This is a genomic window from Microbacterium sp. Se63.02b (assembly GCF_014171575.1).
GTDB lineage: Bacteria > Actinomycetota > Actinomycetes > Actinomycetales > Microbacteriaceae > Microbacterium.
Genome location: NZ_CP050453.1, coordinates 2995143 through 3010877 on the forward strand (window position 1 = coordinate 2995143; position 15735 = coordinate 3010877).

Below are 15735 nucleotides of genomic sequence, written 5' to 3' on the forward strand. Positions count from 1 at the left end.
GTGAAAAGGAAGCGCGGAGGCGGTAGCTCCAGCCTTCGTCTCGCAACATTGATAATCGCTGACCCATCAACGAGCATTGCGCGAAGGATCCCCGAAATCCCGAGTACTTCGTAGCGGCTGGCCCCAGTTCGGCTTCTTGCCTCAAGGTCAGCGACATGCTGGACCAAGAGCCATTCGCCGACCTCCGTCGAGATATCCCATGGAGCAGACTGCCCAACGTAGAAAGCGTCCTCATGGCCCATACTGGCCAACCTACCCGCGCTTGGAGCCGATGAAGATAGGCAGACCCTATTCTGCGCGTGCGATCAGCGACGCGTCGCTGGCGTCGGCGGTTCGCGAGTTGTTGACCTTCCGGTCGACAATGTGCTCGGTGACCGTGGCGGCGACGTCGGCGGATGTGTGCTCGAGCATGGCGAGGGTCTCGGTCTTGCGATCTCCGGTCAGCTTCTCGGGAGTCAACCATGCGTCCCACGTGTCGGGGGTGAGGAACGCGGGCATCCGGTCGTGGACCTCCCCGCTGGCGTCCCGCGCCTCACGCGTGATGACCACGAAGCACCGGGACTTCTCACCGTTCGCCAGCTCCATCGACCAGGTGAGGCCGGCCGCGGAGAGTAGCCCGTCGCCGTGGAGGAAGTGCGGTGTCTTGTTGCCCTTCTCGCCGGTCCACTCGAAGTAGCCGCGCATCGGGATGATGCAGCGTGCGGCGGAGAACGCCGGAGCCCAGAACCCGGTCGCGAGCTTCTCCATCCGGGCGTTGATGATGGGTGCGCCCTTGGGGCGGTTGGCGGGCTTCTGCCAGTCCCAGCGCACGAGCTCGAGGATGCGGCCCTCGCCGCGGTCGCGCACGATCGGCGCGTCCATGGTCGGCGCGATCGAGTACGCACCGGACCACGACTTCCACCAGTCCTCCGGCTTGCCCCCATCAGCGACGTACTCCCGGATCAGCTCGTCCGTCTTGGCATCGTTCGCGAATCGACCGCACATGGCAGCGACCCTACGCCGGCCCGTCGACATCGGCGAGGGTTACGGCGTTGCCCCAGACCCAGCAGCGGAACGTCTGGTCCTCGGCACGGAACTCGATGCCGGCCGCGAGCGGTGTCGAGCGCACGAGCTTCGCATCGACCCGCACAGCCTCGGGGCCAAACCTGACCCATGCCTTCACGCGGCGCTGGAGAGGGTGCGGGTAGATCGTCAGCGGCTGTCCGCGGATGTCCATCTCACGGTCGGTGAGCGACTGCAGCGGCCCGTGCTTCGCGGCCTCGAGGATCGATCGCGCCTGCGACTGCATGTCGCGGTACGCGGAGAGCGTCGCCCCAGGGTTCCCCATAGCCGGTCATGTCCTTCCTCCGGCCGAGAGGTTCGATTCTATGCGCCGTCCCCGACGTGGATTTCCATAGCCGCCGCGACTGCGATCTCGGCGAGGTAGTCGGCGAGGTCCTCAAGACACTGCTCACGCGTGACCATGGGTCACTCGAAGCTATCGATTCGGACCTTCACGGTTTCCTTCTCGCTGTCGATGACCACGCTGCACTGATAGGTGGAACGGAGCTTGGCGCCGAAGCTGTTTTCGGCGTCCACGGTCCCGGACACCGTCCATGTGCCGCTTCCTGTAGCAGCCGAAACGAACTCAGCGGTTGCGGGAGCCTTGAGCCGCTCCTTGATCGCGTCCTCGCAGTGCCTGATCGCCACAGATGAGTTGTTCACGTCGTAGTCGTCATCATCGCCACTCGCGATTGAGATCCCGATCACCACGGCAAGCAAGACGAGGCACACCGACATCACAACCCAGGCGATCGGGTGAGGCTTCTTCGCACCCGAAGACTGAATGCCCGGCAGATACTCGGTTCCCATGCCCGCGAGCATAGCGCCAGCGGAACCCAGGCGTTTTCGCTGGGTTTCCGCTGGAACCCTTTTGGCGAACTCCGCGTCGGAACACGCGGTCCCTTACTCTCGTAAGGACTCAGAGAGCCGACTACGGGACTCGAACCCGTAACCCCCGTATTACAAGTACGGTGCGCTACCAATTGCGCCAAGTCGGCGGACGCCCCCAGCTTAGCTGGCAGCATCGACGGCGTTCGACCTACGGGGCGGGTGTGGAAGACGCAGAAGGTGTCGGGGTCGGCGTCTCGCGCGAGGCATCACTGGCGACACTGAGCACGAACTGCGAGAACTCCGCCGGGTCGTCCAGCGCCCCGACGTACGCCTCGCCGTTCGCCACGATCATCGGCGCAGCCGAGAGCACGAGGTCGTCCGAACCGGCCAGCGGTCCTTCCAGCGCCCTGGTGGTCGCCTCCTTGGCCCAGCCGACGAAGTCGCCGTCTTCGATGCACGAACGGACGGCCTTGGAATTGTCGACGCCGACGGCGAGGGCGAGATTCGCGAGATCCTCGTCCGAGAGTCCCTCGCTGCCCACTTCGGGCTGGTCGTCGAGCAGGTCATGGTTGAACGCGTAGAACTGCTCGGGCGAGTGCGTCGCCACGCACGCCGCAGCCGCGGCGGAACGGAGGGAGAACTTGGTGCCGTTGGAGCTGGCGGTGAGCAGCGCCACCGGGTGGTAGCTGACCGTGACCGCACCCTCGGTGATCCAGCCCGCGAGCTGGCGGGCGTTGGCGCGCTCGAACTTCCCCGCGTCCGGCGACAGATAGTCCACGTAGACGTGGATGTCGACCTTCTCGGACGTCGTCGGCGTCGGCGCCGGCGTTGCGGTCGCACCGGCATCCGTCGCGTCGGGATCAGGCGTCGAAGGAACCTCCTGCGACGATGCGAAGGCCTCGATGTCGGTGACGACCACGCCGTCCGACTGCATCCCCGTGGGAGTGAGACGAGGCTTGGAGACCTGCGCCGACACCGCAAGCGTCACAGCGGTGCCGATCGCCCCCACCGCCGCGATCGCCACCGCACCGATGATGATCCGTCGCATGAGGCGCGCCCGCGACTGCTGGGCGTGCACTCTCTGGGCCTTCTCCCGCACGGCCTCGCGCGAATTGCGAGGTGTGGGGACGTTCGGCGTTTCGTCGCTCGACATCGTTCCTCTTGTGAGTCTTCAGGGGGTCCGGGTTGGCCCCGACCGCCGCTCGGCGACGATCGCCGCAGCGCGCGGCCGAGTTCGATGCTAGCCAGTCAGGCTGAGAAATACCCAGGTACCGTCGTTCATGCCATACTGATCCCGACCCAATGACGGGTCACGGCGGTTCACTCCGCCGCTTCATCACTACGGATCGTCCGGCACGTACCTGCCGGTGAAGGAGAAACCACAATGGCATCTGTGACTTTCGACGAGGCCACCCGCCTGTACCCCGGCGGCACCCGTCCGGCCGTCGACAAGCTGAACCTCGAGGTCGGAGACGGCGAGTTCCTCGTCCTCGTCGGCCCCTCCGGTTGCGGTAAGTCCACGTCGCTCCGCATGCTCGCCGGCCTCGAAGAGGTCAACGCGGGCCGCATCCTGATCGGCGACCGTGACGTGACCGACGTCCCGCCGAAGGACCGCGACATCGCGATGGTCTTCCAGAACTACGCGCTGTACCCGCACATGACCGTCGCCGAGAACATGGGCTTCGCGCTCAAGATCGCCGGCGTCGGCAAGGAGGAGCGAGCCGCTCGCGTCCTCGAGGCCGCCAAGCTCCTCGACCTCGAGCCCTACCTGACCCGCAAGCCCAAGGCACTCTCGGGCGGCCAGCGTCAGCGCGTCGCCATGGGCCGCGCCATCGTGCGTCAGCCCCAGGTGTTCCTCATGGACGAGCCGCTGTCGAACCTCGACGCCAAGCTCCGCGTGCAGACCCGTACGCAGATCGCTTCGCTGCAGCGTCGACTCGGCGTCACGACCGTCTACGTCACGCACGACCAGACCGAGGCCCTCACCATGGGCGACCGCATCGCGGTCCTCAAGGACGGTCTGCTCCAGCAGGTCGGCTCGCCGCGCGACCTGTACGAGAAGCCGAACAACGTCTTCGTGGCCGGGTTCATCGGCTCGCCCGCGATGAACCTGTTCGCGGCCGACCTTGCCGACGGCGGCATCCGCTTCGGCTCCGAGGTCGTCCCGCTCGACCGCGACACCGTCGGCCGCGCGAACGGCAGCCAGGTCACGGTCGGCGTGCGTCCCGAGGACATCACCGTCGGCCCGGCCGACGGCAAGGGCCTTCCGGTGGTCGTCGACCTGGTCGAGGAGCTCGGCGCCGACGGGTACCTGTACGGCCACACCGAGATCAATGGCAAGCGCAGCGACATCGTCGCCCGCGTCGACGGCCGCAACCACCCGAACGCCGGTGAGACGGTCACGCTCGCGGCGAACCCGGGCCACGTGCACGCGTTCGACATCGAGTCGGGCGACCGCCTGAACGACAAGCCGGTCGTCTCCGCCTGATCGGACACCAGACGCGGCGCAGGCTGACTTCGGTCACCTGCGCCGCGTCTGTTTTCCTTCCCTCCACGACCCGGGAGCGCCATGCAGGATTCGCTGCGGATCACCGCCAGCAAGATCGATCCGGGGCTGCTGTCCCTGCCCTGGTCGACCTCGCTCGCCAAGTGGCCCTCGGAGCACATCGTGTCGCTCCCGAAGGGCCTCTCGCGCCACCTCGTGCGCTTCGCCGATCTGTCCGGCCGCGTGATCGCGGTCAAGGAGACCACGGCGGAGATGGCGCAGCGGGAATACGACATGCTCGGCAACCTCGCTCGCCTCGATGTGCCCTGCGTCGACCGCGTCGCGGTGATCGCCGGACGCACTGACGCCGACGGCGAGCCTCTCCCGGCAGCCCTCGTCACCTCGCACCTGCGCTTCTCGATGCCATACCGGGCTCTGTTCACCCGCGTGCTGCGTCCTGACACCGCGACCAGGCTCGTCGATGCCCTCGCGCTGCTCCTGGTGCGCCTGCACAACGTCGGCTTCTACTGGGGTGATGTCTCCCTCTCGAACACGCTGTTCCGCCGCGATGCGGGCGCGTTCGCCGCCTACCTGGTCGATGCCGAGACCGGCGAGCTGCATGAAGAAGGCCTCACAGACGGGCAGCGCGCCTACGACCTCGACCTGGCACGCACGAACATCGCCGGAGAGATCATGGACCTCGCCGCAGGCGGCCGCCTCGAGCACGGCGTCGACGCCGTCGCGATCGCCGACGGCATCGTCTCCTCGTACCGGTCCCTGTGGGCGGAGCTCACCGCCCAGGAATCGTTCTCGGCCGCCGAGACCTGGCGCATCACGGAACGGGTCGAGCGCCTCAACGCGCTCGGCTTCGACATCGACGAGATGTCGCTGTCGACGACGGCAGACGGTCGAGTCGTGGAGATCCAACCGAAGGTGGTGGACGCAGGTCACCACCAGCGCCGCCTCATCCGGCTGACCGGCCTCGACGTGGAGGAGAACCAGGCGCGGCGGCTGCTCAACGACCTCGACGAGTTCCGCGCCCGATCGACGAAGCAGTGGGCCGACGAGGAGATGTACGCGCACGAATGGCTCACCCGCGTGTTCGAGCCCGTCGTGCGCGCGATCCCGTACGAGCTGCGGGCCAAGCTCGAGCCCGCCGAGGTCTTCCATCAGGTGCTCGAGCACCGGTGGTACCTGTCGCAGGCTCAGGGACGCTCCGTCCCGCTGGCCGAGGTGCTGACGAGCTACATCAACGAGGTGCTGCGCCATCGCCGCGACGAGGCCACCATCATGGGCCCACCGACCGAGACCATGAGCCTGCCCGTCGTCACCGGCGTGACGCCCGTGTCCGACGAGGACGAGGACGTCGACTGGCGCGACCTGGTCTGACCCACGCGGCACGAGGCCGCGCGCTCGACGTCAGCGGGGGCGCCGTCAGACCCTGCGGGGTCAGTAGCCGACGGTGAAACGCTCGCGGTGGTGGTTGCCCTGCTCGATCTCGTCGACCACAGCGACCGCGAAGTCGGCACCGGAGATGAAGGACTTCCCGTCGGCATCACGGACGAGCACGTCGCCGCCGTCCCGGTACTGCCCGGTGCGCTCGCCCTCCGCCCACGGGCCGAACACCTCGGCGGGGTGGATGAAGAACCAGTCGAGTCCGGCATCCGTCGTCTCCAGGAGGGCGAGGGAATCGATACCGACCTGTGCCTCGTGCTTGTACTCCTCGGGGAAGTCCTGGTCGAACAGCCGCGGCCCACCCGGGGCGACGAGGCTGCCACCGGCACCGCCGACCACGCCGAGACGCGTCTCGGTCCCGACGAGCCGGTCGACAACGTTCGACAGAGCTTCGAGCGCACGATCCTCCATGTCACCACGCGGCGAAAGCGCGGAGACCACCGCATCCGCGCCCACGAAGGCATCAGCCAACGGCGCCAGGTCGAGCGCGGACCCCTGCACGTAGGCCGCTCCCGCCACCGGATCGGCCGCCGTCGAACGCGAGATCGCGATCACCGCATGGCCGCGACTCACCGCCTCCGCGACGATGTGACGACCGGCGTAGCCGGTACCTCCGAGTACGACGATGCGAGCCATGGTCTGCCTTTCCTCGAGCCGTTACTTCTTGAGGGCGCGTACCGTCGCCACCTGGTACAGGGCGACGGAGGTGGCGATCCCCGCGTTCAGGGACTCGGTCGCAGCCGAGATCGGGATCGAGACGATCTGGTCACACGTCTCGGTGACGAGCCGCGACAGCCCCTTGCCCTCCGAGCCCACGACGATCACGACAGGGCGGTCGGCGAGCTGCAGGTCGGGGAGCGAGACGTCGCCGTCGCCGTCGAGCCCCAGCACGAAGACACCCTGCTTCTTGAACTCCTTGAGCTGCGTGGTGAGGTTCGTCGCGAGCGCCACCGGGATCCGGGCCGCGGCTCCGGCACTCGTCTTCCACGCGGCGGAGTTCACGCCGGCGGAACGCCGCTGCGGCAGGATGATGCCGTGTCCGCCGAATGCCGCGGTCGACCGGATGATCGCGCCGAGGTTCCGCGGGTCGGTGACCCCGTCGAGCGCCACGAACAACGGCACCTCTCCGTTGTCGATGACCTGCTCCAGGAGGTCCTGCGGATGCGCGTACTCGTACGGCGGCACCTTGACGGCCACTCCCTGGTGCACGCCGTCGAAGCCGGCCATCCGGTCGAGTTCCTGGCGCGTCACCTCGAGCACCGGGATGCCGCGGTGCGTGGCGATCGACAGCATCTCCTTGACGCGGTCGTCCATCTCGACCCGCTGCGCGATGTAGAACGCCGTGGCAGGGATCTTCGCCCGCAGCGCCTCGAGCACCGAGTTGCGCCCGGTCACCGTCTCGGTGTCGGTGGTGTTGTCCTTCGCGCGGGCGGAGCGGTTCGGGTTTCCGCCGGATGTCTGCCTCGTCCCCGGCTTGCCCTTGCCTCCGGACGCGGCATAGCGCTCGGCGGCGGCCTTGCGCTTGCCTGCCGGGTGCCAGGCGCGGTCCTCGGCCTTCGGGGTCGGTCCGCGCCCTTCGAGCGCCTTGCGCCCGAGTCCACCGGTGCCCTTGGTGGGGCCCTTCTTCTTGCCGTTGCTCGCGCCGGGGCGCTGTGGCTTAGCCATCGATACTCCAATGAGTTCCGGCCGGAGTGTCCTCCAGCGTGATTCCTGCGGCGGCGATCGCGTCTCGGATGCGATCCGCCGCCGCCCAGTCCTTGTCAGCGCGTGCCTGCGCGCGCTGGGTGATCATCGTCTGGACGAGGGCGTCCAGAGTGCGGTGTTCAGCGAGGTCTCCCCGCTGGACATGAGTTCGTCGAAGCCGAGGAGCCGGACCATCGCGTCCACCTGGACGAAGGCGGCCCAGGCCGCGTCGTTCGCGCCGGCGTCGATCGCCGTGTTGCCGCGTCGCACCGTCTCATGCAGCACGGCGAGTGCCTGAGGAACGCCGAGATCATCATCCATCGCGACCGCGAACGCCTCGGGGATCTCGCCGATCCGCGTCTCGTCCGGCGCACCGGGCAGCGCACGGCGGACACGGGCGATGAACGTTCCGATGCGCGCGAGAGCCGCCTCTGCCTCGGTCCACGACGATTCGCTGAGGTCGAGGCTCGAACGGTAGTGCGCGGCGGCGAGCGCGTAACGCACCACCAGTGCATCCTGCAGAGCAAGCACGTCGGCGGCCAGCGTGAAGTTGCCGAGCGATTTGGACATCTTCTGTCCGTCGACGGTCACGAGTCCGTTGTGCACCCAGTATCGGGCGAAACCGTCGCCGGCCGCCGTCGACTGCGCGAGCTCGTTCTCGTGGTGCGGAAAGCGCAGGTCGAGTCCGCCGCCGTGGATGTCGAACTCCGCGCCGAGATACCGCTTCGACATGGCGGAGCACTCGATGTGCCACCCGGGACGCCCGGCGCCCCAGGGGGACTGCCAGGTCGCATCCGCCGGCTCATCGGCCTTGGCGCCCTTCCACAGCGCGAAGTCCTGCGGGTTCCGCTTTCCCCGAGGATCCGCGTCCTCCGCCGCCTCCATGTCGTCGAGCGACTGGTGCGTGAGCGCACCGTACTCGGACCAGGAGCGCACATCGAAGTACACATCGCCGGAGCCGTCCGGCGCCGGGTACGCATGACCGCGGTCGATCAGCACTGCGATCAACTCCTGCATCTGCGGGACCGAAGCCGTGGCTCGGGGCTCGTACGTCGGCGGAAGGATGCCGACGGTCGCATAGGCCGCGGTGAACTCCTGCTCCATCCGGTAGGCGAGCGCCCACCACGGCTCGGCGTCCGTCGCATTGGCGAGCACCTTGTCGTCGATGTCGGTGACATTGCGCACGAACGTGACGCGACCGTAGCGGTGCTCGAGCCAGCGCCGCAGCAGATCGAAGCTGAGTGCCGCCCTGACGTGACCGATGTGGGGCCCGGACTGCACCGTGGGTCCGCACACGTACATCGTGATGTTCTCGGGATCGAGAGGCACGAAGTCACGCAACACCGCGGCGCGGGTGTCGTAGAGGCGGAGAGTCACCGCTCAAGCCTACCGGGCGCGGTCTCCGCGAGTCTGGGCGCGCCGAGCGGCCTCATGTCGGCGCGCCGGCTCAGTCGACCGGCAGCACCTCGCCGGTCTGCACCCCGAGGACGCTCTTGGCGTAGGCCATCCCGACCCGGTACGACGAGACCGGCACGAAGCCGGGGAAGGAGGAGTGATACGAGGGTGCGTCCTCGAGCACCGAGGGGCTGACGGCGTTGATGCGGATGCCGCGGGGCAGCTCTGGTGCCGCCCCGAGCACGAACGCCTCGAGAGCGCCGTTGGCGAGGGACGCCGCCGCTCCGGTGGCGATCGGCTCGCGGGCGAGGATGCCGGAGGTGAGCGTGAAGGAGCCGCCATCGCGGACGAAGCGCGTTCCGATGCGGACGACGTCGAGTTGCGAGAGCACCTTGCCCCGGAGCGCGGCCTCGTAGTCGTCGCGGCCGAGTTCGGAGAGCGGTGCGAACGGCACGCTCCCGACGGCGGCGACGACGGCGTCGACGTCCCCGACCTGCTCGAACAGGCGCTCGATGGAGCGGGGGTCGGTCACGTCCACCGAGGGTTGCCCGTTCCGCGAGGCGGCGACGATCTCGTGCCCGTCGAGCGCCGATGCGGCCGCGCGACCGACGTGCCCGCTCGCACCGATGATGAGGATCTTCACTCCGGCTCCTTCCGTCCTGCCCGCGTGATCACGCAACCCATTCGGGTCGTCTTCACGCTATCGCGTCAGACCGGGAAGACGATCGCGACAGCGGTGACGGCGATGCCCTCCGAGCGGCCGGGGAAGCCGAGGCCGTCGGTGGTCGTGGCAGTGATGGACACCGGCGCCCCAGTATCTCTGCGAGGCGGGACTGCGCCTCCGCCCGTCGCGGGCTGAACTTCGGCCGGTTGCCCTGGAACTGGACCGAGACGTTGCCGATCGCGAAGCCCGCTTCGACGAGCCGTTCGCGCGTCCGCGCCAGGAAGACCTCGGCGTGCGCGCCTGCGTATTCGGGGTGAGAGGTGCCGAAATGCTCTCCGATGTCACCGAGTCCCGCGGCGCCCAGCAACGCATCCACGATCGCGTGCGCGACCGCATCGCCGTCGGAGTGCCCCGAGAGCGGCTGCTCCCCCGGCCATTCGAGTCCGGCGAGCCAGAGGTTCCCCTCGCCGCCGAAGGCGTGCACATCGGTGCCGACGCCGACGCGCGGTGCCCCGTGGCGCGGCCGCTCCGGGGCGAGCAGGTGCCTGGCGCGCTCGAGGTCGTCCGGCGTGGTGATCTTGAAGGCGCGCTCCGAGCCGGGGATATGACGCACCGCGTGGCCTGCTGCGGCGAACAGGGCGGCGTCGTCGGTGTACTCGATCCCGGACGCGAGCGCCTCGGCGTAGGCGGCTTCGAGCAGCCGGCGCGGGAATCCCTGAGGCGTCTGCGCCGCGGCGAGCTCAGAGCGGTCGACGGCCGCCACGACGACGCCGTCTGCCACCTTCTTGAGGGTGTCGACGACCGGGAGCACGGGGAGCACGCCGTCGTCGGCGGTGACTGATCGGGCGACCTTGTCGATCTGCGACGGCGGTGTGAGGGCGCGAGCGGCGTCGTGCACGAGCACCGTCTTCACGTCACCCCAGAGTGTTGCGAGTCCCGCCGCGACGGACTGCTGGCGGGTGGCGCCCCCGTGACGACACGACCGAGGTCGCGCCGATCCCCCGCCGCGGCCTCGAGTTCAGCGAGGGCGTCCCCCTCATAGCCGGACGGGGCCACGACGATCACCTGGGCCGGAGCGGCCGCGAAGACGCCGTCGAGCGCATGGCGCAGGATCGTGTGCGCATCGATCCCGACCAGGGCCTTCGGCGCGCCAGCCTCCAGGCGCGTGCCGGAACCGGCGGCGACGACGATGATCGCGATGTCGGGTACGGGAAGCAGAGTCACCGTCTCACGCTACCGCGTGGCGGGAACGCCGAAGGGGCGGATGCCGAAGCATCCGCCCCTTCGCAGAGGACTCAGGAGGCGAGGACCTCGTCGAGCAGTGCGCCCGCCTTGTCCTCGTCGGTCTTCTCGGCCAGCGCGAGCTCGGAGATGAGGATCTGACGAGCCTTCGCCAGCATCCGCTTCTCGCCCGCGGACAGGCCGCGATCCTGATCGCGGCGCCACAGGTCGCGCACGACCTCGCTCACCTTGATGACGTCTCCGGAGGCGAGCTTCTCGAGGTTCGCCTTGTACCGACGAGACCAGTTGGTGGGCTCTTCGGTGAAGGGTGCACGCAGCACCTCGAAGACATGATCGAGACCTTCTTTTCCGATCACGTCGCGAACGCCGACCAGGTCGACATTCTCAGCAGGAACCTCGATGATGAGATCGCCCTGGGTGACGTTGAGCTTCAGATATTTCTTCGCCTCACCCTTGATGATGCGCTCCTTGACCTCGATGATGGTCGCAGCGCCATGGTGGGGATAGACGACGGTTTCGCCAACCTCAAAAAGCATAAAAACGTGTCCTTTCGGCAACCTCAAGGATACCACAGGGGAGATGCGCTAAGGTTCGCGCTCCCCAGGCCGGGAGCGGTCGCGTCTTACCCATAGAATGGATGCGGATATCCCGCCGGACCTCAGGAGGACCCGTGAAATCGCGCCTTGTTGCGTCTGCAGCCCTCAGCGCCATCGTTCTGCTCGGCGCGACGGGGTGCACGTTCATCACCCCGCAGTCGACGAAGACCGAGTACGCGGCGTCCGACGGCGTGAACATCTCGGATGCCGACGGACCCATCGACGTGCGAAACGCTCTCATCATCGCGAACGACGACGGCACGATCGGCAACTTCATCGCCGGGATCGTCAACCCCACCGAGGAGAGCGCCACGCTCACGATCGCGCTCGCGGGCAGCGAGCCGTTCAGCATCACCGTCCCGGGCGGCGGCACCGTGAGCCTCGGCGCCGACGAGGAGCCGTTGCGGATCCTCGACCTCGACACGAAGCCCGGCGCGACCGTCGAGATGCACTTCCAGTCGGGTGACTCCACGGGCGTCAAGGCCGAGGTCCCGGTCCTCGACGGCTCGCTCCCCTACTACTCCGACCTCGTGCCCTCGGAATCGGTGCGCACGTCGACGCCGACGCCGACTCCGACCGACACGGCAGCTCCGGCGCCCGCCGAGTGATCGCTCGCTGACGCAGGCAAGAGGCCGGCACCCCTCGGGGCGCCGGCCTCTTGCGTATTCAGCCCTCGAACCGGTATCCCAGACCGCGCACGGTGACGAGCATCACCGGCTCACCGGGGTTCTCCTCGATGCGTGACCGGATGCGCTTGATGTGCACGTCGAGCGTCTTCGTATCGCCGAAGTAGTCGCTTCCCCACACCCGATCGATGAGCTGACCGCGGGTGAGCACTCGCCCCGAGTTGCGCATCAGGACCTCGAGCAGCTCGAACTCCTTGAGCGGCATGTTGATCTGCGCGCCCGCGACCGAGACCGTGTGCCGGTCGATGTCGAGCGAGACCCGCCCGCCCTCGAGCACGCGCTCGTCGAGCTCGCTGTCGGCCTGCACCACCCTGCGGAGCACCGCACGCATCCGGGCGAGCAGCTCCCGAGAAGAGTACGGCTTCGTGATGTAGTCGTCGGCCCCGAGCTCGAGGCCCACGACGATGTCGACCTCCGAGTCCTTGGCCGTGAGCATGATGATGGGCACGGCGGACGTCGACCGGATCTGCCGACAGACCTCGGTGCCCGGCATCCCCGGCAGCATCAGATCGAGCAGCACGATGTCGGCGCCGCGCTCCCGGAACGCCGTGAGCGCACCGGGGCCGTCCTCTGCGATCTCCACCTCGTACCCTTCGCGTCGCAGCAGATACGCGAGCGGGTCGGCGAGGTCGGGCTCGTCTTCGACGAGAAGGATTCGGGTCATGCTCTCTCTCCGTTTCGAACGCGCGCCGAGGCCTTGGCGGCCTTGCGCGCGCGCTTCTTCTTGCTCTTCTTGCCCGCATCGCCGTACTCGGGGGCGTCGATGCGAGGAAGCCGGACCGTGAAGGTGGACCCGCGCCCCGGCCGGGACCACAGTCGCACCTCACCACCGTGACGCTGTGTGGCGTGCTTGACGATGGACAGTCCCAGCCCCGTGCCGCCGGTACGCCTCGAACGGGCTTCGTCCGCCCGGTAGAAGCGTTCGAAGATCCGCTCGCGATCAGCCTCGGCGATGCCGATGCCCTGGTCGGACACCGCGATCTCGACCACGCCGTCTTCCGCGCGCACCCCCGCCGACGCGGGATCCGCGCGGCGAGTAGACGATGGCGTTGGCTATCAGGTTGCCGACCGCTTCGATCAGGATCTGCGCATCGCCGCGCACCCAGACACCGCGGTCTCCGCCCCTGGCGAGGTCGACGCCCGCGGAATCGGCCTGCACGACGTGCGCCTCGATGGAGGCGGCGATGACCTCGTCGATCGCGACAGGCCCGACCTTCGTCAGGCCGTCCTCCGCCTGGAGGCGGGACAGGCTCATGATGCGTCCCGTCAGCTGGCCGAGACGCCCCGCCTCAGCCGAGATCCGTGCCGCGAAGATCCGCACCTGGGCCGGGTCGTCCGCGGCGGACTCGATGGCCTCGGCGAGCAGACTCACCGCCCCCACCGGCGTCTTCAGCTCGTGGCTCGTGTTGGCCACGAAGTCACGACGCATCTGGTCGAGCCGCTCCTGCTCGGTCACGTCGCGGATGATCAGCAGCACGAAGCGGGAGCCGATGGCGCTGGCGCGGGCGGAGACGAGCCGAGGGTCCAGGCTCAGACCGCCCCGGGTGATCCGCATCGACTCCGTTGCGGTACCGCCGTCGGCCCCTGACCCCGCGGACGAGCTGTCGGAGCTCCGGGTTGTCGAGCGTGGACCCGACGTCGATGCCGAAGCGGCTCGCGGCCTGCGACGCGGCGAGCACGAGTCCGGAGGAGTCGACCCCCGCCGCATCGTCCATGCTGTGCAGCACCTCGGTCATGCCGGCCGGAATCGCCAGCGAAGTCTCCTCCTGCACCCGTGCCCGAGCGCGATAGGCCCACGCCACGAGCAGCGAGAGGCCGACGCCGATGATCAGCCCGATGGCGAGCGAAGACAGCGCGAGCTGCGGCAAGGTCATGTCATAAGCGTAGAGTGCGTTCACCGTCCGTCCGGCGGGTTTCCGCGCCCTGGCGGGAACCGGAGAAGTACTATTCACGTGCTGGGCACCGTTCGTTAACCTTCGAAGCAGACAATCGCTTCGGGCCTGTGCGGGTGCACAGACCTGCTCTCGTGCGGACGACCCGCCGTCTCGTGCTGACGACACAGCCGAGATCCGAATGAAAGGTTGCGCCCCAACATGCGCGAAGTCTTCCACCAGTCCCTCGAGGACCTCCAGTCCCGTCTCGTCGAGATCGCCGACCTCGTCACGGTCTCGATCGACAAGGCGACCAGAGCTTTCGCGACCAGCGACGTCGCCCTCGCCGAGGAGGTCATCGCCGACGACGCGAAGATCGACGAACTGGCCGTCGCTCTCGACGAGCAGGCGATCGAGATCCTCGCCCGCCAGCAGCCGGTCGCCCGCGATCTGCGCATCGTCGTGACGGCGCTCCGGGTGAGCGCCTCGCTCGAGCGCATGGGCGACATGTCGGAGCACATCGCTCAGCTCGCCCGCCTCCGCTTCCCAGAGCGCGCCATCCCCAAGGGCCTCAAGGGCACGTTCGTGAAGATGGGCGAACTCGACGTCGAGGTGGCTCGCACGCTCTCCGAGCTGCTGCGCACGCAGGACCTGCGCTTCGCGGATGCGATCCGCAACGCGGACGACGACGTCGACGAACTGCACGCCACGGTGTTCGAGAAGGTCCTCAGCGACAACTGGAAGGGCGAGGCGACGGCGACCGTCGATGCCACGCTCGCCAGTCGTTACCACGAGCGATTCGCCGACCACGCGGTCGCGGTCGCGAAGAAGGTCGTCTACCTCGCGACCGGCGACTGGGCGGTCGAGGAGGAGGACATCCCCCTCGCCGTGGAGCAGCAGGGACTCGAGCAGCAGGAATTCGGACACGCCTGACGCACACGGCGCGAACGAGGAAGCCCCCGATGCCTTCGCATCGGGGGCTTCCGGCGTTTCCGGAGACGACCTACTTCTTGCCCTGAGCGGCCACGGCGGCGGCACCGGCGGCGGCGGCTTCGGGATCGAGGTAGCGACCGGGACCGGTGGGGATGTTGTTCTCATCCAGTTCGTAGACCAGCGGGATGCCGGTGGGGATGTTGAGCTCGGCGATGGCGTCGTCGCTGATCCCCTCGAGGTGCTTCACGAGACCGCGCAGCGAGTTACCGTGCGCCGTGACGAGGACGGTCTTGCCTGCCTCGAGATCGGGGACGATCGCGCTCTCCCAGTACGGAAGCAGACGATCGATGACGAGCTTGAGCGACTCGGTGCGGGGAACCTCGCCGTCGATGTCCGCGTAACGGACGTCGTTCACCTGGCTGAACTCGCTCTCGTCGTCGAGCACAGGCGGCGGCACGTCGAACGAGCGGCGCCACAGCTGGAACTGCTCCGGGCCGAACTCCTCGAGCGTCTGCGCCTTGTCCTTGCCCTGCAGCGCCCCGTAGTGCCGCTCGTTCAAACGCCAGGAGCGGGTGACGGGGATCCACAGGCGGTCCGCAGCATCCAGGGCGATGTTCGCGGTCTGGATCGCACGACTCAGCAGCGAGGTGTGCAGCACATCGGGGAGGATGCCGGACTCGGCCAGCAGCTCTCCGCCGCGACGTGCCTCCTTCTCACCCTGCTCGTTGAGGCGGACATCCACCCAGCCGGTGAAGAGGTTGAGCTCGTTCCACTCGCTTCGGCCGTGGCGGAGCAGGATGAGGGTACGCGTCGCAGTCATGCCGCCAGTTTATCCGCGCACGGCCCGGTGACC

The 15735-nt window shown here is 68.0% G+C and carries 14 protein-coding genes, 1 tRNA gene and 3 pseudogenes; 4 read left to right on the plus strand and 14 right to left on the minus strand.

What is annotated here, in order from left to right:
• Positions 1–288 precede the first annotated feature (288 nt).
• The 5 genes from G4G29_RS14800 to G4G29_RS14820 all read right to left on the minus strand — a co-directional run bounded on the left by G4G29_RS14800 (position 289) and on the right by G4G29_RS14820 (position 3025).
• On the minus strand, positions 289–984 hold the full coding sequence (locus G4G29_RS14800) for an SOS response-associated peptidase (RefSeq protein WP_183150649.1): 696 nt from the start codon (positions 982–984) through the stop codon (positions 289–291).
• Between the two features lie 10 nt (positions 985–994).
• The gene (locus G4G29_RS14805; protein ID WP_244632060.1) at positions 995–1327 is read right to left on the minus strand and encodes a hypothetical protein; all 333 of its coding nucleotides are present in this window, start codon (positions 1325–1327) and stop codon (positions 995–997) included.
• Positions 1328–1467: 140 nt separating this feature from the next.
• Complete coding sequence (locus G4G29_RS14810; RefSeq protein ID WP_183150650.1) at positions 1468–1863, minus strand: hypothetical protein; 396 nt, start codon at positions 1861–1863, stop codon at positions 1468–1470.
• Between the two features lie 103 nt (positions 1864–1966).
• Positions 1967–2039, minus strand: a tRNA-Thr gene (locus tag G4G29_RS14815).
• A 41-nt stretch (positions 2040–2080) separates the two neighbouring features.
• Positions 2081–3025, minus strand: coding sequence for a thioredoxin domain-containing protein (locus tag G4G29_RS14820; RefSeq protein WP_183150651.1), 945 nt, complete (start codon positions 3023–3025; stop codon positions 2081–2083).
• Between the two features lie 231 nt (positions 3026–3256).
• Between G4G29_RS14820 and ugpC the strand changes: the two genes are divergently transcribed.
• Positions 3257–4360, plus strand: coding sequence for a sn-glycerol-3-phosphate ABC transporter ATP-binding protein UgpC (gene ugpC / locus G4G29_RS14825; RefSeq protein WP_183150652.1), 1104 nt, complete (start codon positions 3257–3259; stop codon positions 4358–4360).
• Positions 4361–4441: 81 nt separating this feature from the next.
• On the plus strand, positions 4442–5746 hold the full coding sequence (locus G4G29_RS14830) for a DUF4032 domain-containing protein (protein WP_183150653.1): 1305 nt from the start codon (positions 4442–4444) through the stop codon (positions 5744–5746).
• Between the two features lie 60 nt (positions 5747–5806).
• Here G4G29_RS14830 and G4G29_RS14835 read toward each other — a convergent pair whose 3' ends face one another.
• From G4G29_RS14835 to G4G29_RS14870, 6 genes and pseudogenes are all read right to left on the minus strand, one after another.
• Positions 5807–6448 (minus strand): NAD(P)H-binding protein, encoded by a 642-nt coding sequence (locus G4G29_RS14835; RefSeq protein ID WP_183150654.1) that lies wholly within the window; start codon positions 6446–6448, stop codon positions 5807–5809.
• Positions 6449–6469: 21 nt separating this feature from the next.
• Positions 6470–7477 carry a 23S rRNA (guanosine(2251)-2'-O)-methyltransferase RlmB gene (gene rlmB / locus G4G29_RS14840; protein WP_183150655.1) on the minus strand — a complete coding sequence of 336 codons (1008 nt, stop codon included), beginning with the start codon at positions 7475–7477 and terminating at the stop codon, positions 6470–6472.
• Positions 7470–8872 (minus strand): annotated as a pseudogene (gene cysS, locus G4G29_RS14845) (cysteine--tRNA ligase). Before cysS ends, rlmB begins: the two are co-directional and overlap by 8 nt.
• Positions 8873–8942: 70 nt before the next feature.
• Entirely contained in the window at positions 8943–9533 is a 591-nt protein-coding gene (locus G4G29_RS14850) for a short chain dehydrogenase (RefSeq protein WP_183150656.1), read from the minus strand.
• A 65-nt stretch (positions 9534–9598) separates the two neighbouring features.
• Positions 9599–10778, minus strand: a pseudogene (gene ispD, locus G4G29_RS24140) (2-C-methyl-D-erythritol 4-phosphate cytidylyltransferase).
• A 71-nt stretch (positions 10779–10849) separates the two neighbouring features.
• On the minus strand, positions 10850–11332 hold the full coding sequence (locus tag G4G29_RS14870) for a CarD family transcriptional regulator (protein WP_017201416.1): 483 nt from the start codon (positions 11330–11332) through the stop codon (positions 10850–10852).
• A gap of 134 nt (positions 11333–11466) precedes the next feature.
• Between G4G29_RS14870 and G4G29_RS14875 the strand changes: the two genes are divergently transcribed.
• Positions 11467–12000 (plus strand): DNA modification methylase, encoded by a 534-nt coding sequence (locus tag G4G29_RS14875; protein WP_183150658.1) that lies wholly within the window; start codon positions 11467–11469, stop codon positions 11998–12000.
• A 58-nt stretch (positions 12001–12058) separates the two neighbouring features.
• Here the strand turns inward: G4G29_RS14875 and G4G29_RS14880 are convergent, their stop codons facing one another.
• Both G4G29_RS14880 and G4G29_RS14885 read right to left on the minus strand, forming a co-directional pair.
• Positions 12059–12742 carry a response regulator transcription factor gene (locus G4G29_RS14880; protein ID WP_183150659.1) on the minus strand — a complete coding sequence of 228 codons (684 nt, stop codon included), beginning with the start codon at positions 12740–12742 and terminating at the stop codon, positions 12059–12061.
• Positions 12739–13952: pseudogene (locus G4G29_RS14885) on the minus strand (ATP-binding protein). The gene G4G29_RS14880 and the pseudogene G4G29_RS14885 overlap by 4 nt, the downstream one beginning before the upstream one ends.
• 219 nt (positions 13953–14171) lie before the next feature.
• On the opposite strand from G4G29_RS14885, the gene phoU reads away from it, so the two are divergent.
• Positions 14172–14882 carry a phosphate signaling complex protein PhoU gene (gene phoU, locus G4G29_RS14890; RefSeq protein ID WP_183150660.1) on the plus strand — a complete coding sequence of 237 codons (711 nt, stop codon included), beginning with the start codon at positions 14172–14174 and terminating at the stop codon, positions 14880–14882.
• 70 nt (positions 14883–14952) lie between these two features.
• On the opposite strand, the gene G4G29_RS14895 is transcribed toward phoU, so the two are convergent.
• Complete coding sequence (locus G4G29_RS14895) at positions 14953–15702, minus strand: phosphoglyceromutase (RefSeq protein ID WP_183150661.1); 750 nt, start codon at positions 15700–15702, stop codon at positions 14953–14955.
• Positions 15703–15735 lie beyond the last annotated feature (33 nt).